General features: G+C 72.6%; 17 protein-coding genes. 11 read left to right on the top strand and 6 right to left on the bottom strand.

The window, feature by feature from the left end; all coding sequences use genetic code 11:
* The 7 genes from ACFE86_RS09180 to ACFE86_RS09150 form a co-directional block, all read left to right on the top strand.
* The coding region (locus ACFE86_RS09180) for an MmgE/PrpD family protein (RefSeq protein ID WP_375455023.1) at positions 1 to 581 on the top strand (581 nt) is incomplete at its 5' end.
* Between the two features lie 140 nt (positions 582 to 721).
* Positions 722 to 2,665 (top strand): AI-2E family transporter, encoded by a 1,944-nt coding sequence (locus ACFE86_RS09175; RefSeq protein ID WP_375455022.1) that lies wholly within the window; start codon positions 722 to 724, stop codon positions 2,663 to 2,665.
* Positions 2,666 to 2,723: 58 nt separating this feature from the next.
* On the top strand, positions 2,724 to 3,512 hold the full coding sequence (hisN, locus tag ACFE86_RS09170) for a histidinol-phosphatase (protein WP_375455021.1): 789 nt from the start codon (positions 2,724 to 2,726) through the stop codon (positions 3,510 to 3,512).
* A 43-nt stretch (positions 3,513 to 3,555) separates the two neighbouring features.
* Positions 3,556 to 3,759: a hypothetical protein gene (locus tag ACFE86_RS09165; protein WP_375455020.1), complete on the top strand. Its 204-nt coding sequence runs from the start codon at positions 3,556 to 3,558 to the stop codon at positions 3,757 to 3,759.
* A gap of 72 nt (positions 3,760 to 3,831) precedes the next feature.
* The gene (locus ACFE86_RS09160; protein WP_375455019.1) at positions 3,832 to 4,944 is read left to right on the top strand and encodes a hypothetical protein; all 1,113 of its coding nucleotides are present in this window, start codon (positions 3,832 to 3,834) and stop codon (positions 4,942 to 4,944) included.
* A gap of 110 nt (positions 4,945 to 5,054) precedes the next feature.
* A complete protein-coding gene (locus tag ACFE86_RS09155; protein ID WP_375455018.1) occupies positions 5,055 to 6,500 on the top strand; it encodes a YcjX family protein in 1,446 nt (481 codons plus the stop codon).
* A 46-nt stretch (positions 6,501 to 6,546) separates the two neighbouring features.
* Positions 6,547 to 7,575: a YcjF family protein gene (locus tag ACFE86_RS09150; RefSeq protein ID WP_375455017.1), complete on the top strand. Its 1,029-nt coding sequence runs from the start codon at positions 6,547 to 6,549 to the stop codon at positions 7,573 to 7,575.
* Positions 7,576 to 7,600: 25 nt separating this feature from the next.
* Here ACFE86_RS09150 and ACFE86_RS09145 read toward each other — a convergent pair whose 3' ends face one another.
* From ACFE86_RS09145 to ACFE86_RS09120, 6 genes are all read right to left on the bottom strand, one after another.
* Positions 7,601 to 7,843, bottom strand: a complete 243-nt coding sequence (locus tag ACFE86_RS09145; protein WP_375455016.1) for a hypothetical protein — start codon at positions 7,841 to 7,843, stop codon at positions 7,601 to 7,603.
* Between the two features lie 108 nt (positions 7,844 to 7,951).
* A complete protein-coding gene (locus ACFE86_RS09140) occupies positions 7,952 to 8,503 on the bottom strand; it encodes an RBBP9/YdeN family alpha/beta hydrolase (RefSeq protein WP_375455015.1) in 552 nt (183 codons plus the stop codon).
* 97 nt (positions 8,504 to 8,600) lie between these two features.
* Complete coding sequence (locus ACFE86_RS09135; RefSeq protein WP_375455014.1) at positions 8,601 to 9,416, bottom strand: hypothetical protein; 816 nt, start codon at positions 9,414 to 9,416, stop codon at positions 8,601 to 8,603.
* Between the two features lie 100 nt (positions 9,417 to 9,516).
* Positions 9,517 to 9,885 carry a DUF3618 domain-containing protein gene (locus ACFE86_RS09130; protein WP_375455024.1) on the bottom strand — a complete coding sequence of 123 codons (369 nt, stop codon included), beginning with the start codon at positions 9,883 to 9,885 and terminating at the stop codon, positions 9,517 to 9,519.
* 5 nt (positions 9,886 to 9,890) lie between these two features.
* Positions 9,891 to 10,307 carry a phage holin family protein gene (locus ACFE86_RS09125; protein ID WP_375455013.1) on the bottom strand — a complete coding sequence of 139 codons (417 nt, stop codon included), beginning with the start codon at positions 10,305 to 10,307 and terminating at the stop codon, positions 9,891 to 9,893.
* Between the two features lie 8 nt (positions 10,308 to 10,315).
* Positions 10,316 to 10,795: a hypothetical protein gene (locus tag ACFE86_RS09120; RefSeq protein ID WP_375455012.1), complete on the bottom strand. Its 480-nt coding sequence runs from the start codon at positions 10,793 to 10,795 to the stop codon at positions 10,316 to 10,318.
* A gap of 378 nt (positions 10,796 to 11,173) precedes the next feature.
* Here ACFE86_RS09120 and ACFE86_RS09115 point away from each other — a divergent pair, with 378 nt between their 5' ends.
* The 4 genes from ACFE86_RS09115 (at position 11,174) to ACFE86_RS09100 (ending at position 17,059) form a co-directional block, all read left to right on the top strand.
* On the top strand, positions 11,174 to 12,595 hold the full coding sequence (locus ACFE86_RS09115) for a trehalose-6-phosphate synthase (RefSeq protein WP_375455011.1): 1,422 nt from the start codon (positions 11,174 to 11,176) through the stop codon (positions 12,593 to 12,595).
* 25 nt (positions 12,596 to 12,620) lie between these two features.
* Positions 12,621 to 14,732, top strand: a complete 2,112-nt coding sequence (gene glgX / locus ACFE86_RS09110) for a glycogen debranching protein GlgX (RefSeq protein WP_375455010.1) — start codon at positions 12,621 to 12,623, stop codon at positions 14,730 to 14,732.
* Between the two features lie 87 nt (positions 14,733 to 14,819).
* On the top strand, positions 14,820 to 16,121 hold the full coding sequence (locus tag ACFE86_RS09105) for a glycosyltransferase family 2 protein (RefSeq protein WP_375455009.1): 1,302 nt from the start codon (positions 14,820 to 14,822) through the stop codon (positions 16,119 to 16,121).
* Positions 16,118 to 17,059, top strand: coding sequence for a glycosyltransferase (locus tag ACFE86_RS09100; RefSeq protein WP_375455008.1), 942 nt, complete (start codon positions 16,118 to 16,120; stop codon positions 17,057 to 17,059). The genes ACFE86_RS09105 and ACFE86_RS09100 overlap by 4 nt, the downstream gene beginning before the upstream one ends.
* Positions 17,060 to 17,063 lie beyond the last annotated feature (4 nt).

Below are 17,063 nucleotides of genomic sequence, written 5' to 3'. Positions count from 1 at the left end.
GCTACGAGAGCCTGCTCAACACCTACAAGCCGTTCGCCTGCGGCATCGTCATGCATCCGGCGATCGACGCCGCGATCCAGGTGCGCGACGCTGAGCGCCTCACGCCCGAGCGGATCGCCCGCGTCGATCTCAAGGTCCACCCGCTGGTGCTCGAACTCACCGGCAAGACGACGCCGCAGGCCGGGCTGGAGGGCAAGTTCAGCATCTACCACGCCGTCGCCGTGGCGCTCGCCGAGGGCGCGGCCGGCGAGAAGCAGTTCAGCGACCGGGCGGTGCGCGATCCGGTGATCGTGGCCTTGCGCGAAAAGGTCGTGCCGGTGGTGACGCCGGGGATCGAGGCCGCGCAGGTCGAGATGACCGTGACGCTGGCCGACGGCCGCAGCCTCCACCGCCGGATCGAGCACGCGCTCGGCAGCGTCGAGCGGCCGATGAGCGATGCCGCGCTGGAGCGTAAGTTCACCGATCTCGCCGAGGGCGTGCTGCCCGAGGCGCAGGCCCGGCGGGTGATGGCCCTGTGCTGGTCGCTCGAGACCCTGAAGGACGTCGGCGACGTGGCCCGGGCCGGCGTCGCCCAAGCCTGAACCGATCACGGCCCGAACCCATCACGGCCGCGTGAAAACGGCGCGTTCCGCCGGGGATCGTTTCATAGGGTCGTGCCGTTCCACGTCCGGACCCGCGCCCGCGCGGGCCTCGCGGGTGTAGCGTACGGTTCGGTGGCGGCATGGCGACGAAGACCTCAGAGGCCCAGCGCGTGGCCGCGGCTCCGACGCGGATCGCCGCCGCCGAGACGCCGAAGGCCGCGCTCGCCTCGCCCGTGGTCGTCGGCGCGATCATCGTCGCCGGCCTGTATCTCGGGCGCGAGATCTTCATCCCGATTGCGATCGCCCTGCTGCTGTCCTTCGTCATCGGTCCGCTCGTCGCCCTGCTGCGGCGCTGGCGCCTGCCGCGGCCGGTCGCGGTCGGTTCGGCGGTACTGATCACCCTCGGGATCGTCGCCGCGCTCGCGACCCTGATCGGCGTGCAGGTCACGAACCTCGCCGGCGACGTGCCGCGCTACCGCTCGACCATCGAGGGCAAGATCGCTGGCCTGCGCGACAGCCCCGCCGGCCACCTCACCGACTACGTCGCCAATATCGGGCGGGCGTTCCGCAGCGCCGGCAACGCAGGCGGTGCGCAAGAGCCTGCCCCGGAGACCCGGGCACCGGAACGGCAGCCGCAGCACAAGCCCGTCCTCGTCGAGATGCAGCAGACGCCGCCTGGGCCGCTGGAGACGGCCGGCACTCTGCTGTCGCCCGCCCTGCAGCCGCTCGCCACCACCGGCATCGTCTTCGTGGTGCTCCTGTTCGTGCTGATGCAGCGCGAGGACCTGCGCGACCGCCTGATCCGGCTCGCCGGCTCCAGCGACCTCCACCGCACCACCGTGGCGATGGACGATGCCGCGCGCCGCCTCAGCCGCTACTTCGTGGCGCAGTTGGCGCTCAACGCCGCCTTCGGGCTGGTGATCGGCATCGGGCTCTACGTCATCGGCGTGCCCAACCCCGTGCTGTGGGCGATCTTCTCGGCGCTGATGCGCTTCGTGCCGTATGTCGGCGCCTTCCTCTCGGCCGTGCTGCCGCTGGCCCTGGCGGCGGCCGTCGATCCCGGCTGGAACATGATGATCGCCACGGCGATCCTGTTCCTGGTGCTGGAGCCGCTCACCGGCCAGGTCTTCGAGCCGATGCTCTACGGGCACTCGACGGGCCTGTCGCCCATCGCGGTCCTGATCTCGGCGCTGTTCTGGACCTGGCTGTGGGGGCCGATCGGCCTGATCCTCTCGACGCCGCTCACCGTCTGCCTCGTCGTGCTCGGCCGGCACATCGACAGGCTCGAGTTCCTCGACGTCTTGTTCGGCAACCGGCCGGCGCTGACGCCGGTCGAGAACTTCTACCAGCGCATCCTCGCCGACGATCCGGAGGAGGCGCAGGAGCAGGCCGAGGTGATCCTGCAGGGATGCTCGCTCTCGGCCTATTACGACGAGGTCGTCGTGAAGGGCCTCGAACTCGCGGCCCGCGACGCGGCCCGCGGCGTGCTGACCATCGAGCAGAAGTCCGGCATCCGCACCGCGGTGGCCGACCTCGTCGACGCGCTCAAGGATCGCGGCGATGCCGTGCCCGAACCCGCGGGCGGCGAGCCGGCTGCGGGGGCGGCCAGGGCCGTCCCCGGCGTCCCCTCCGATCCCGACGCGATCCCGGCCGCATGGTCGCGCGACGGCGCCGTCCTGTGCGTCGCCGGCCGCGGCTTCATCGATGCGGCGGCCGCCTCCATCCTCGCCCAGTTGCTGCGCAAGCGAGGCCTGGGCACCCGCGTCGTCCCGTTCGCCGACGTGGCGCGTGCGAAGATCGAGGCCTTCGACCCCGGCGCGCCCCGGATGATCTGCGTCGTGTCGCTGGCGATCGGCGGCGAGCCGGCGCACCTGCGCCGCCTCGTCGAGCGCCTGCGCAGGCGCGTGCCCGACGTCCCTGTCGTCGTCGGCCTTTGGCACGCCGACGACGACGCGGCGGGGCGGGACGGCATCCCGGCCACCGGCCACGTCTCGTCGCTGCGCAGCGCCGTCGAGACCGTGCTCGGTGCGGTCGCGGCGGAGGGACGGGGCAGCGGCGCGTCCCCGGCGACGGCCGGGGCTTGACGGGCGCTGGCCGAATCCGGCTTCGTCGGGCGATGCGTCACCGTGAAGAAGGCGACCGATGAGCGTCGTGGAACTCGGCCGGTTCATGGACGACCTCGCCGACGCCTCGGGGCGGGCGATCCTGCCGTTCTTCCGGGCGCAGTTCACGCTCGACGACAAGGCCGGCGGCTCGGCGCCGTTCGATCCGGTCACCGAGGCGGACCGCGCGGGGGAACTGGTGCTCCGCAAGATGATCCGCGAACGGTTTCCCACCCATGGCATCCTCGGCGAGGAGTTCGGCTCGGAGCGCCTCGACGCCGAGTGTGTCTGGGTGCTGGACCCGATCGACGGCACGCGCTCCTTCATCGGCGGGCTGCCGACCTGGGGGACGCTGATCGGGCTGACCCGCAACGGCGGCGCGGTGCGCGGGCTGATGCACCAGCCCTATCTCGGCGAGCGGTTCTCCGGCGACGGCCGCAACGCGCGCCTGCGCGGGCCGCGGGGCGAGCGGACGCTGCATACCCGGCGCTGCTCCGACCTCGGCTCGGCGATGCTCGCCACCACCGATCCGCGCTTGTTCGCCGAGGGCGCGGAGACGGAGGGGTTCCGCGCGGTCGAGGCCCGGGTTCGGATGTCGCGCTACGGCACCGATTGCTACGCCTATTGCATGCTCGCGGCCGGGCAGATCGACCTCGTGATCGAGGCGGGGCTGAAGCCCTACGACATCGTCGCGCTGATCCCGATCGTCGAGGGCGCCGGCGGCGTGGTCACCGCCTGGGACGGCGGCCCCGCGACGGGCGGAGGCCGCATCGTCGCTGCGGGCGATGCGCGGCTGCACGCGGCGGCCCTGAAGCACCTTCATCCGTGATAGGCTGGACGCGCGTTCGACACCTGAGACTCCGGGGAGCCCGATGATCGAGCCCGAAGAATCCCTGATCGTCGCGCGGGCCAAGCGCAACTTCGCCGCCAAGGGCCACGGCGACCGCGCCTGGGAGACCGACGACCCGGTCCAGGGTCCGCTCTGCGGCGGCACGGTCATGGTGCTGTCGCAGGCCGAGCGCGACGAGTACGTCGCCCAGGCCCGGCACGAATTGCGCAACGAGCCGGCGTCCTGAGGCCCCCGCGCGAACCGATCCCGCCCGGCGCCGTTCCCCATCGGTCGCAACGCCCCGCTCCCACGGCCGCCCGTGCTTCTCGCCGCCATCCTCGTCCTGACGACGCTGCTGCCGCGGGCCGAAGCGCCGGTGCATGCGATCCGCGCGCGGGCGTCCGCGCTGCTCGCGCCCGCGCCGGACGCGGCGCCGTTATACCGGCACGCGGCGCGCGCGGTCTCGAACTGGCGGGAACAGGCAGGCGCCGAACTCCGACCGGTCTCCCTCGCGCTCGTGGCGCAGCTCTCGGCGACCGACCCGGCCTTCGTCGCGCGCTGCGCCAAGCTCAACAACTACTGGTGCATCAAGAGCGCGCGGTGGCCGGGCGAGATCGGTTCCGACGCCGAGGGCCATACCGGCTTCGCGACGGCCGCCGACGGAGCCGACGCCGCGGCCGGCCTGCTGCGGCGCTACTACCGCGACTACGGGCGCCGCACCGCGCTCGCCGTCGTCCGGCGCTGGGCGCCGGCCGGATGCGGCTCGCCCGGAATCGCGGCCCAGGCGGCCGCGACCTCGGGACCGTCGCCCCTTGCGCGCCGTGGCCTCGGCGGGACCCTGCGCGCCCGCTACCTTGCGCGGCACCGTCCCGGCGGCGGGGTCCGACTCGGGGCCGCCCGCGGCCGTCATCCGGGGCTGCGGGTGCAGCCGTGGTCGGCGCTCGCGCGGATGGGCGGCCGGCCGCTCCGGCAAATGCCGCCGCTCAAGCCCGTGCCGGACATCGCCAGCCGCGTCGCCGACAAGCCCCCGATGCCCGCCCGGACGCCGCCGCGCGGCGCCGACGATCCCGCCGCGCTCCTCGACCACGGCATCCCCTCGCCCGATCGGCTCGTGGCCGAATCCGCGTCCCTGCCGCCGATCGCCGCCGGCCTGTCGCTCGGCGACCTGCGCGCACCGACTCCGCCCTGCGGCGACGACGCGGCCCGCATCGCCAACTACGCGGCGGCCATCGCCCGGAGCGTGGGCCTGCGCGCGGGCGACGACCTCGCGCTGTTCTCGCCCGACGGACAACCGCTGCCGAACCTCGCGCCGGCGATGCTTGCGATGTCGGCGGTCGAACTCGGTGCGCTGCAGGCCGGGCCGGGGCTCGTGGCGGCGGCGATCGCCCGTCTTCGGCCGGTCGCGGCGGCGTCGGCGGATGCCGCGAAGTAGCCTTGCGGTGGATGCCGTGAAACAGGCTTGCGGCCGTCCCGTCCCCACGCCACCTGAGCGGCATCGGTCGACCCGATCCGATCCGTACCGTTCCCGAGCCGAGCCCGCCCTTGCCCCTCCCGAGTTTTGCCGCGCGCGCCGGCTCCGCGGTCAGGGCCTTCGCCGAGGCGTCGAGCGACCTGCTGATCCAGCCGACGCTGCGGCTCGGCGTCACGGGTCTCGCGCGTTCCGGCAAGACGGTGTTCACCACCGCGCTGATCCACCACCTCGTCGAGGCGCACGCGCTCCCGGCCTTCGCCCCGGCGCAGGAGGGGCGGCTGCGCCGCGCCCGCCTCGTGCCGCAGCCCGACGACGACGTGCCGCGCTTCCCCTTCGAGGAGCATGTCTCCGCGTTGACCGCGTCGCGCCTCTGGCCGCGCTCCACCGACCGGATCAGCCAGTTCCGGCTGGCGATCGAGTACGAGCGGGCGGGGGGCTGGCGCTCCGGGCCCGGCACGCTGATGCTCGATGTGGTCGATTATCCCGGCGAGTGGCTGCTCGACCTCGCGCTGATCGAGCAGGGCTACACCGCGTGGTCGCGGGCGACGATCGCCGGCACCCGGCGTGCCGGGCGCGGCGCCATCGCCGCGCCTTGGCTCGCGACGCTGAAGGGCTTCGATGCGGGCGGCCCCGTCGACGAGGTGCTGGCGGAGCGGGCGAGCACGGCGTTCACGGCCTACCTCTCGGCACTCCGCGCAGGCCCCGAGATGGTGGCGACGACGCCCCCCGGCCGCTTCCTGATGCCGGGCGACCTCGCCGGCTCGCCGGCGCTGACCTTCGCGCCCCTCGACCATCTGCCCGAGACTATCGCGGCGGACACCCTGGCCGGGCTGATGGAGCGCCGGTTCGAGGCGTACAAGGCGAAGGTGGTGGTGCCGTTCTTCCGCGACCATTTCCAGCGGGTCGACCGGCAGATCGTGCTGGTCGACGTGCTCGCCGCCGTAGATGCCGGCCCGGCCGCGCTCGCCGAGCTGGAGGAGGCGCTGGATTCGGTGCTGCTCAGCCTCAACATCGGCCGCAACACGATCTTCTCGCGCTGGTTCGCGCCGCGGGCCGACCGCATCCTGTTCGCCGCGACGAAGGCCGACCACCTGCACCAGACGAGCCACGACCGGCTCGAAGCGTTGCTGCGCCTGCTCGTCTCCCGCGCCATGCGCCGCACCGAGGCGGCGGGCGCCCGCGTCGGCACCGTCGCGCTGGCCTCCGTCCGCGCCACGCGCGAGACGACGGTCCACGATCGTGACGAGACCCTGCGCGCGGTGGCGGGGACGCCGGAGGCCGGCGAGGTCGTCGGCGATCAGACCTTCGACGGGCGCGCCGAGGCGGCGGTGTTTCCCGGCACGTTGCCGGCCCGACCGGAATCGGTGATCGAGGGCGCGGTCGAGCCGGGCTCGCTCCGCTTCCCGCGCTTCCGCCCGCCGCAGGTGCAGCCCGACGCGCTCGGCCGCCCCGGCCACCTGCCGCAGATCCGGCTAGACCGGGCGATGCAGTTCCTGATCGGCGACAGGCTCGCCTGATGATCCCTGCACGGGCACCCACCGGACGACGCGCGAGGATGACGCCGTGAGCACGACTTCACGCCCGCGCGCCTTCCGGATTCCCGGCGCCGACGCGCCGGCGACGGCCGAGGGCATCGCGCCGACGCCGGCTGCCGACACCGGCATCCGCATCGTCGAGGACCCGTTCGAGATCGTCGAGGCCGCCGACGGCGCCCCCGTGCCGGCCAGACGCCGACGCGGCGCGCCGTGGGGCACGTTGCTGCTCTCGGCGGCGGGCGGCCTGGTCTCGCTCGGCATCGGCCTGTCGCTCGAGCGGATGATCGCCGACCTGTTCCAGGCCGCGCCCTGGCTCGGCGGCGTGGCGCTGGTGCTGCTGGCGCTCGCCGCCCTCGCCCTGCTCGCGATCGTGCTGCGGGAACTCCGCGGCCTGTGGCGCGAGCGGAAGATCGAACACCTGCGCCAAGCGGCCGCCGCCGCGATCACTGGCCGCGACCACAGCGCGGCGCAGGGCGTGGTCCGCGACCTCTCCGCATTCTATGCCGACCGGATGGGGCTCGCCGCGGGCCGGCAGCGGCTGGAGGCCCTGGCCGACGCGATCCTCGACGTCGAGGACCGCATCGGGCTCGCCGAGCGCGAACTGCTGAGCCCCCTCGACCGGCAGGCGCGCAACGCCATCGCGACGGCGGCCAAGCAGGTCTCGGGCGTCACCGCGCTCAGCCCGCGGGCGATTGTCGACGTTGCCTTCGTGGTCTACGCGGCAGTGCGCCTCCTGCGCCGGATCGCGGCGATCTACGGCGGGCGGCCGGGATTCCTCGGTTTCCTGCGTTTGGCGCGCGCGGCTTTGGCGCACCTCACCATCACCGGCGGCATGGCGGTCGGCGAGAGCATGGTGCAGCAGGTTCTCGGCCTCGGCATCGCCGCCCGCGTGTCGGCCAAGCTCGGCGAGGGCGTGCTCAACGGCCTGATGACCGCCCGCTTCGGCCTCGCGGCGCTGGCCGTCTGCCGGCCGCTGCCCTTCGTCCGCGAGACGCCGCCGCGCCTCTCGGACGTCGCGTCCGAACTCCTGCGCCCGGCCGTGCCCGAGCCGACATAGCCGAGCCTCGGGGCCGGCGACGCTCTCAGGACTGCGCCCGCTTCTGCACCGCCTCGACGTTGCGGCGGTTGGCGATGCGCGTGAACATGTTGCCGGTGTAGTCGGCGACCTTCGGCTTCTCCACCGCGGTGAGCTGCACCTCGAACGCCTCGATGCGCTTGAGGAGGGCGGCGTCGCCGAAGATCGAGCTGTTGAAGGAGGTGTGGGCGCGCTCGCCCAGCGCCGTCTGCACGGCGTCGAGTCGCGCCAGAAGCTCTTTTCGCGTCACGTCGGTCTCCCGCGGGCCGGATCGCCCGTGATCCGGGGTCCATCAGCGCGGGCTTGGGTAAACGAGCGGTTAATCCTTGCAGGCAATCGGAGCGTGGGCGGGACGGCGTCACAGATCCTTCATGAACCCGGCCAAGCGCATCAGGCCCTCCGGCCAGGGCCCGTGCCCGCTCGCAACGTTGAGATGGCCGGACGCGCCGGCATCGACCAATGCCGCCCCCCACGCCGATGCGAACGCTTCGGCGCGCTCGAAGGCGCAGTAGGGATCGGTGCGGCTCGCGACCAGTAGCGACGGGAAGGGCAGGGCGTTGCGCGGAAGCGGCGCGAAGGCGCGGACGAGCCCTGGAAGGTTCGGTGTCTCCTCCACGTCCGGCAGAGCCACGAACAACGCGCCGCGCACCCGCCCGTCGGGAAAGTCCGGCGCCGCCGCGACGCAGGCGACCACGCCGAGGCTGTGGCCGATGAGGATCACCGGCCGGCTCGCGGCAGTGACCGCCTCGACGACCCGCGCGCGCCATGCGGCGGGCTCGGGCGCATGCCAGTGGTCCTGCTCGACGACGCGCGCGGTCGCCATGCGTCCGGCCCAGCGCGACTGCCAGTGCTCTTCTTCCGAGCCGCCCAGTCCCGGGACGATCAGGATGTCGCAATCGGCGGTCTTCATGGCAGCGTGCCACGCCGGTCGCCGCCGGAGGCTCGAGAACGGATGCGGGCGGCATCGCGTCGATGCCGCCCGGCCGGATCAGCCTGGACCGGTGCCCTCACGGACGGGGAGCGGCTCGATCAGCGCCGCGATATCCCGTGTCCGGCGCGGCGGCCTTCTGGGCCGCGGCCTGGATGTTGTCGGGATCGAGGGCGGTCTCCACGAACTCGCGACCGCGGCTCGTGAACTCGCGGGCGTAGCGCAGGCCCTGGTCGCGGACCTCGTCGGCATAGGGGCCGATGTTGCGGTCCTCCTGCCGGGTGCGCGGCAGCAACGCCCCAAGCAACAGGCCGGCGGCGACGCCGACCACGCCGACGAGCAGCGGGTTCTCGGTGACGAACTGCTCGACCGAGCCGCGGCCGCGGTCCAGCCGCTCGCTGCCGCGCACGACGGCGTCGTCGATGCGCCGCATGTGCTCCTGATGCACGCCGGACACCCAGGTCCTGGCCTCGTCGGCCGCGCCGCCGAGCCGGCCGCGCACGTCGTCAGCCAGCGCCGAAGCCCTGTCCCGCGCCTGATCTGCAAGATCGGCCGCCTTGTCCCGCACCTGCCCGGCGATGTCGGCTGCCTTGTCGGCCGCGTCGCCAGCGGCGGCCTTGGCATCGCGGGACAGCCCGGCGACCGCCGGTCCGGAGCCGGAGGCGTGCGCAGACGCATCGCCGGCCGGCCGGCCGATCGGGTCGTGGAGGCCGCTCGGGTCCGGCTTGAGGCTGAAGTCCGCGGGTGTCGCATGCGGATCGTGCCCGGCCGGGGCGGCGGCGATCCCGTCCAGGCCCCGCGCCACTTTCCCTGCCGCAGCCGCGACGGCATCGCCGGAGAGGCTGCTTCCGGTCTTGCTCGACTTGCTTGTATCGCTCTTGCTGATGTCGCTCATGGCGTGGTCCTCTGAACTCGAACGGGGCTGCGCCACGCGCCGCGGGGTCGGCGGCGCATGACGGTTCGGCGACGCGAATCGGACTGCCGCCGACGGTGTCTCAGATCTGCGTCGTCTCGGCGGGCTCGCGCCTCGCCTGGCGGGTCGGCAGGTCCGGGTCGTAGACCCGGGCCGCGCCGGTGTTCAGGACCGGCACGCGCTCGGCCGAGGCCCGGGTGCGCCGCTGCGCGGCATCCTGCGACATGCGGTGCAGCAGCCAGCCGACGCCGGCCGCGATCAGCATCACGGGGACGGGATTGCGTCGGACCGCTTCGAGGGCGCCGTCATAGGCACCGCTCAGGGGCGTTCGGCGCGCGTTGCCGAGCATCTCGTCGACGAGGCTCGACACAGAAAGACGGCCCTGGATGCGATCGATCGTCTCGTCGAGGCGCGCGCGGCTCTCCTCGATCTCACGCTCCATCTCGTTCATCGAACTCATCCGGACACTCTCTCGGAAAGGGCGCGGGCGTCCTGGCGGACCTGCCGGCCGGTACGGGTGGGCGTCAGCGTCGAGAACGACAGAGCCCTGCGGCCCCACAGCGCCATGCCGATCGTCAGGACGAGCAGCACGCCGCCGACGATCAGCGCCGACAGCCACTCGGAGCCGACGATGGTAGCGAGCCATTTCACGAAGGCGCCGATCAGGATTAGCAGGGCGACGACGGCGAACACCGCCGCGGCGATCAGGCAGGCGATGCCGACGATCAGCGAGCGGACGTTCCGCGCCATCTCGGCGCGGAACAGGGTGATCTCCTTGCGGGCAAGGTCGTTGGTCTCGCGCAGCGCATCGCCGATCAGGCTCTGGATGCTGCCGGCGGGGCCTGGTGGCGGGGTCTGGGGTCCGTTCGACATCGGGCGGCTCAGGCGCGGAAGCTGTCGCGGGCGTCGCCCTCGGGCGGCAGGCCCGACGACTTGATGAAGCGCGCGGCGATGAAGCCGGCCACGAACGTGCCGACCGCCACCGCGACCGGCGCGCGGCGGGCGAACGCCTCGGCCTCGCCGTAGAAGTCGCTGAAGCTGCGCGACTCCATCGAGCCGCCGAGCTGGCTCAGGCCGTCGGCCGCGCTGTCGAAGAACGCCTTGATGTTCGGCCGATCGTCGAAATCCTTGCTCGAATCGCGTAGCGTCCGAGCCAGGTCGTGGACGGACTGGGCCGCGTCGTTCTTGCGCTCCTCGACGAAGCTCCGCGCCTGGACGCGCGCGGCGTCCAGCAGCCCGCGGCTGCGCTCGGCCGCGACGTCGGCCAGCCCTTCGACATCGCCCTTCAGCCCGCGCCATTCGGCCTGCTCGCCGGCCGCGGCGGCGACCGGGTCTGGATGAGGGATTTCGGACGTGGCCATGGCTGGGCTCCTTCGCACGCGGGGCGATGACGGGGACGATGTCGCCTGTGTAACCGCGGCCGCGGCCCCCGGTTCCGGTCACGCTCGGCCCGGCGGCGGCTCAGCCGTCGTTCAGGCTCGATCGGCCAGGATCGACATTACGGCCAACGCGTCCCCGGGAGATGGCGGCGTGCAGGGCGGGGGACAGTCCCGGTATTTCTTCGCGAGCCGGAGAGCGGGATATCTTGACCCGCGACGGGCATTCGCGCTTGGCTGACAACCACGGATCGCGCGCGGCTTCCGCGCGTTCATGACTGCAAGAAACGTCGCCCTCACCACAAGAAACGTCGCTATCGCGCGTCACGCCGGCGCGTCTTCGAGGACCCGGAGCCCACCTGAGTGGCACGCCTTGTGATCGTATCGAACCGCGTCGCGGTTCCGGAAGACGGCGGCAAGGCGGTCGCCGCCGGCGGCCTCGCCGTCGCCGTCAAGGAAGCCTTCACCGCCTACGAAGGACTCTGGTTCGGCTGGAGCGGCACCATCACCGACGAGCCGGCGGAGGAGCCGACGCTGATCGAGCGCGACCGCGTGCAGTACGCGGTGGTCGACCTCTCACCGCAGGACCACAAGGAATACTACGCGGGCTTCGCCAACCGGGCGCTTTGGCCGATCATGCATTACCGGCTCGGGCTCGGCGCGTTCTCGCGCTCCGACTATGCCGGATACAGCCGCGTCAACCGCATCTTCGCCCGCGCGTTGGCCAAGCTGGTCGAGCCCGACGACATCATCTGGGTGCACGACTACCACCTGCTGCCGCTGGCGGCGGAACTGCGTGGCCTCGGCCTCGCCAACCCGATCGGCTACTTCCACCACATCCCGTGGCCGGCCGCCGACGTGTTCAACACCCTGCCGGCGAGCAACGACCTCCTGCGCGCCATCGCCGACTACGACCTCATCGGCCTGCAGACCGACCCGGACGTGCACAACCTCTCGCGCAACCTCATCGACACCCTGCGCGCGATCCCGCTCGGCGGCGGCTCGCTGATGGTGGACGGGCGCCGCACCCGCATCCGCAGCTTCCCGATCGGCATCGACGTCGCCGGCTTCAAGGACGCGGCGGAGAAGGCCGGTTCCAACAAGGTGGTGCGCGAGACCATGGCCGGCCTGCGCACCCGCAAGCTGCTCATCGGCGTCGACCGGCTCGACTATTCCAAGGGCGTGCCGGAGCGGATGGAGGCGGTGGAAAGCTTCTTCGCCTCCAATCCCGACCAGCGCGGCAACGTCACCTACATCCAGATCACGCCGAAATCCCGCAGCGAGGTGCCGGAATACGAGCAGCTCTCGCGCATCGTCAACGAGACGGTGGGCGAGATCAACGGCGCGCTCGGCGACCCGGCCTGGACGCCGATCCAGTACGTCACCAAGGCCTATCCGCGGCCGGTGCTCGCGGGGCTCTACCGGGCGGCCCGCGTCGGCCTCGTCACGCCGATGCGCGACGGCATGAACCTGGTCGCCAAGGAATACGTCGTCGCCCAGAGCGAGGACGATCCGGGCGTGCTGGTGCTGTCGAAGTTCGCCGGCGCGGCACGGCAATTGCCAGAGGCGCTGCTCGTCAACCCCTACGACCGCTTCGAGGTCGCCGAGGCGATCCGCACCGCGCTGTACATGCCGCGCAGCGAGCGCCTGGAGCGATGGAAGCCGATGGTCGAGCGCATGACCCGCGAGGACGTGGATTGGTGGGCGCGCAACTTCCTGTCGGAGCTCGAGAACTTCCGCACGGTCGAGCGCGAGCCGCCGACGACGGCCGCCGCCGCGGAATAGCGGCCATCGGCGGTCTGTCCGGGGTATGATCGCCGTGGACGACGGCGTACCAGCGCCGCTCGGGGCGCATTTCGACGGCCGCGGCGTCAACTTCGCCCTGTTCTCCGAGCACGCCACCGCGGTCGACCTCTGCCTGTTCGAGCCGGGCGAGCGGCACGAGAGCCGCACGATCCGCCTGCCCTGCCGCGGCGACGACATCTGGCACGGATACCTGCGCGGCGTGCTGCCGGGCCAGCTCTACGGCTACCGCGTGCACGGCCCCTGGGAGCCGGCGCGCGGCCATCGCTTCAACCCGTCGAAGCTCGTGCTCGACCCCTATGCCCGCGAGATCCGCGGCCGCATCCGCTGGCACGACGCGCTCTACGGCCATCGCCGCGGCCTCCAGCGCGAGGATCAGATCGACCGCCGCGACAGCGCGGTCTACATGCCGAAATCCGTGGTGACCGCCCCCGAGGTGCCGAACCTCGCGCTCCAGCCGATCCGCCGGCCGTTGTCGGAAACCGTGATCTACGAGGCGCACGTCAAGGCGCTGACGATGACCCATCCGGCGATCCCCGAATCCGAGCGCGGCACCTACGCGGCGCTGGCCCACCCGGCGATCGTCGAGCACCTGTGGAAGCTCGGGGTGACGGCGCTCGAACTGCTGCCGATCCAGGCGTTCGCCGACGACCGCTTCCTCGTGGAGAAGGGCCTCGTCAATTTCTGGGGCTACTCGCCGCTCGGCTACTTCGCGCCCGAGCCGCGCTACCTCGGCGAAGGCGGCCTCGGCGGCCTCAAGGCGGCGATCCGCGAACTGAACGCGGCCGGCATCGAAACCATCCTCGACGTGGTCTACAACCACACGGCGGAGGCGGGGCACGCCGGCCCGACGCTGTCGTTCCGCGGCATCGACAACGCGAGCTACTACAAGCTCGATCCGGACAACCCGCGCCGCGACATCGACTGCACCGGCTGCGGCAACACGCTGGACGTGGCCCATCCCCGCGTGATGCAGCTCGTGCTCGATTCGCTGCGCCACTGGGTCGGGGCCTACGGCATCGCGGGCTTCCGCTTCGACCTCGCCACCAGCCTCGGGCGCGCCCCGGCGGCGTTCTCGGCGCAGGCCGCCTTCTTCCAGGCGGTGGCGCAGGACCCGGTGCTGGCGCGGGTGAAGATGATCGCCGAGCCCTGGGACCTCGGCGCGGAGGGCTACCGCCTCGGCGGCTATCCGCGCGGCTGGAGCGAGTGGAACGACCGATTCCGCGACGCCGCCCGCGGCTTCTGGCGCGGCGATGCCGGCCAGCTCGCCAAGCTGACGCAGGGGCTCTCCGGCTCGCGCGAAGTGTTCGCGCCGTCGGGCCGCTCGCCGCTGGCCAGCATCAACTTCGCCGCGACCCACGACGGCTACACGCTGGCCGACGTGGTCGCCTACGAAGAGAAGCACAACGGGTCGAACGGCGAGGACAACCGCGACGGCCACGGCCACAACGTCTCGTGCAACTACGGCGTCGAGGGTCCGACAAACGACCCGGCGATCCTCGGCATCCGCGCCCGGCAGACGCGCAACCTGCTGGCCACCGTGATGCTGGCGCAGGGCGTGCCGATGCTGCTGATGGGCGACGAGCGTTCGCGCTCGCAGCGCGGCAACAACAACGCCTATTGCCAGGACAACCCGACGAGCTGGATGGACTGGACGACCGATCCCGACCCGGAACTCGGCACCTTCGTCTCCAACCTGACGCGCCTGCGCCGCGAGCGCCCGGCCCTGCGCCGCCGCAGCTTCTTCGACGGTGCGCGCCTCGCCCCCGACGCGCCCCTGCGCGACGTGCACTGGCTCTCGCCCTGCGGCGCCGAGATGGATTCGGACGCCTGGGCCGACGACGGCCGGCGCGCCTTCGGCATGCAGATCGGCAACGAGCTCGATCACGGCCGCACGCTGATCCTGATCAACGCCGATGCCGGCCCTTGCGATTTCCGCCTCGCGGCGGTGATCGGCGGCCCGTGGATGCCGGTCTTCGACACGACGTGTCCCACCGGCGCCGTCCCGCCGGGGGCTGTGCCTCACGCCGCGGGCTCCGTCGTGCCGCTGGCCGGGCGGGCGATCCTCGTGCTGGCCGGGGATGACGCGGCTCCGGCGGCCGGGTTCGTGCGCGCCTGACGCCGCGACGCCGCGCGCGCCTTTGAAACCGAATCTCAACCGCTCGACCGCCATGCTCCTCCGGGAAACGACTCGGGTGGACGCGGCATGGGCGGGCAGGACCGGGCGAGCGCCGCCGACGCGACGGCGCGTGACATCGACGTCACGATCGTGATGCCGTGCCTCGACGAGGCGCGCGCCCTCCCGACCGCGATCGCCAGCGCGCGCGACGCCCTCGACACCCTCGAGCGACGCCTCGGGCTGACCGGCGAGATCGTGATCGCCGACAACGGCAGCACCGACGGAAGCCCTGCGCTCGCCGAGCGCCTCGGCGCGCGCGTGGTGCCCGTCGCCGAGCGCGGCTACGGCGCGGCGTTGTCCGGCGGCTTCCATGCGGCCCGTGGGCGCTACCTCGTGATGGGCGACGCCGACGGCTCCTACGATTTTCGCGACGCCGTCGCGATGGTCGAGGCGCTGCGGGACGGTGCCGACCTGTGCATGGGCTCGCGCTTCCGCGGCGGCATCGCGCCCGGCGCGATGCCGTGGAAGAACCGCTACCTTGGCAACCCGGTGCTCACCGGCATCCTCAACCTGCTGTTCCGCACCGGAGTCGGCGACGCCCATTGCGGCCTGCGCGCGCTCACCAAGGGCTGCTTCAAGCGGTTGGCGCTGCGCGGTAGCGGCATGGAATTCGCCAGCGAGATGGTGATCAAGGCGGCGCTCAAGGGTGAGCGCATCGTCGAGGTGCCGGCGACCCTGTCGCCGGACGTGCGCGGGCGCCCGCCGCACCTGCGCCCGTGGCGCGACGGCTGGCGCCACCTGCGCTACCTGCTGATGCTGAGCCCGACCTGGCTGTTCGCGGTCCCCGGCGCCGCGCTGGCCCTGACGGGGCTCGCGATCCTGGCGCTCGCATCCGGCGCCCTGGCGCTCGGCCTCGACGGCCGCTTCTTCCTCGGAAACTACTGGGTGATCCTGGCCGGCGCGATGCTCGGCCTCGGCCACAGCGCCGGCCTGCTCGCGGCGGCGACCCACCTCTACGGCGTGCGCGAGGGCTATCGGCGCTCGGGCAGGCGGGCGGCGCGCTGGGCGCGGTGGATTTCGCTGGAGAGCATGCTCGGTGCCGGAATCCTCGGCGCCGCGACCGGGTTCTGCGTGCTCGCGGCCGTGGTCTGGTACTGGTCACGCCATAGCTACGGGCCGATCGGCAGCGTGCTGCCGGCGGTGCTCGGCACTTCGCTGATGGTGCTCGGCACGCAGAACGCGCTCGGCGGCTTCCTCCTCGCGGTGATCGGCGGGAACGAGGCCGCGTTCCTGAAGGAGCGGCCCGCGCGGGGCGGGACGGGGCAGGCGCCGGCTGCGGTACCCGTGCCGCCGCCCATGCCTCCCGAGCACGGGCGCGCCGTCGCATGACCCCGTGGCTCTCCGTCGTCGTCCCGGTCCATGACGGCGAACGCTGGCTCGGCGAGACCTTCGATTCGCTGGTCGCGCAGGAGAGCGTCGGCATCGAGTGCCTGGTGATCGACAGCTCGCCCGGGGAGGGCACCGCGACGCTGGCCGCGAGCTACGCCGACCGCCTGAGCCTGCGCATCCTCCGGCGGCCGGACCTCGCGCACTGGCGCGCCAAGACGAATGCCGGGTTTCGCGAGGCCCGCGCCGACCACGTCGCGATGCTGCATCAGGACGACGTCTGGCTTCCCGGGCGCGCCGTGCGGGTCAAGGCGTGGCTCGCGCAGGCGCCGCAGGCCGCGATGCATCTGCATCCCTCGCGCGTCATCGACGCCGCGGGCCGGCCGGTCGGGACCTGGCGCTGCCCGCTGCCGCCGGGCGACGCACCGCTCGCGCCCGGGCTCCTGTTCCAGAAGCTGATGGTCCAGAACTTCATCGCGGTTCCCGCGCCGGTGATCCGGCGCGACGCCTTCGCCGCAGTCGGCGGCCTGCGCGAGGACCTGTGGTACACCGGCGACTGGGACCTCTATCTCAAGCTCGCGCGCCACGGCGATGCGGTCTATCATTCCGACGTGCTCACGGGCTTTCGCGTCCACGCGCAGTCGATGACCGTCGGCGGCAGCCGCGACGCGGCCGAGTTCGCGGCGCAGATGCGCACGGTGCTCGCGGCCCATGCCGGGGACCTGCCGGCTGCGGTCCGCGCCTCGGTGCTGCGGCAGGCCGAGGCTTCGCTTCGGGTCAATTGCGGCCTGGCCGCGGCAAGCCGGGGCAGCCTCCCGGCCCTGCTGCGTGCGGCTTTCGCGATCCTGGCGCTCGGGCCTCGGCGCATCCCGGCCTTCCTGCGCGACACCCGCCTGCTCGACCGGGTGCTGCCGCGCCTGCGCGCCGGGCTGCTCGGCTGAGGCC

This window comes from uncultured Methylobacterium sp. (assembly GCF_964244095.1).
GTDB lineage: Bacteria > Pseudomonadota > Alphaproteobacteria > Rhizobiales > Beijerinckiaceae > Methylobacterium.
This window is presented reverse-complemented; position numbering and strand designations above follow the sequence as displayed.

Excerpts from the sequence above, each read along its gene's own strand:
- ACFE86_RS09125 (WP_375455013.1), bottom strand. The coding sequence starts at position 10,307 with ATGTCGAACGGACCCCAGACCCCGCCACCAGGCCCCGCCGGCAGCATC.
- glgX (WP_375455010.1), top strand. The coding sequence starts at position 12,621 with ATGATCGCCGTGGACGACGGCGTACCAGCGCCGCTCGGGGCGCATTTC.
- ACFE86_RS09130 (WP_375455024.1), bottom strand. The coding sequence starts at position 9,885 with ATGAACGAGATGGAGCGTGAGATCGAGGAGAGCCGCGCGCGCCTCGAC.
- ACFE86_RS09175 (WP_375455022.1), top strand. The coding sequence starts at position 722 with ATGGCGACGAAGACCTCAGAGGCCCAGCGCGTGGCCGCGGCTCCGACG.
- ACFE86_RS09135 (WP_375455014.1), bottom strand. The coding sequence starts at position 9,416 with ATGAGCGACATCAGCAAGAGCGATACAAGCAAGTCGAGCAAGACCGGA.
- ACFE86_RS09165 (WP_375455020.1), top strand. The coding sequence starts at position 3,556 with ATGATCGAGCCCGAAGAATCCCTGATCGTCGCGCGGGCCAAGCGCAAC.
- ACFE86_RS09140 (WP_375455015.1), bottom strand. The coding sequence starts at position 8,503 with ATGAAGACCGCCGATTGCGACATCCTGATCGTCCCGGGACTGGGCGGC.
- ACFE86_RS09100 (WP_375455008.1), top strand. The coding sequence starts at position 16,118 with ATGACCCCGTGGCTCTCCGTCGTCGTCCCGGTCCATGACGGCGAACGC.
- ACFE86_RS09120 (WP_375455012.1), bottom strand. The coding sequence starts at position 10,795 with ATGGCCACGTCCGAAATCCCTCATCCAGACCCGGTCGCCGCCGCGGCC.
- hisN (WP_375455021.1), top strand. The coding sequence starts at position 2,724 with ATGAGCGTCGTGGAACTCGGCCGGTTCATGGACGACCTCGCCGACGCC.
- ACFE86_RS09105 (WP_375455009.1), top strand. The coding sequence starts at position 14,820 with ATGGGCGGGCAGGACCGGGCGAGCGCCGCCGACGCGACGGCGCGTGAC.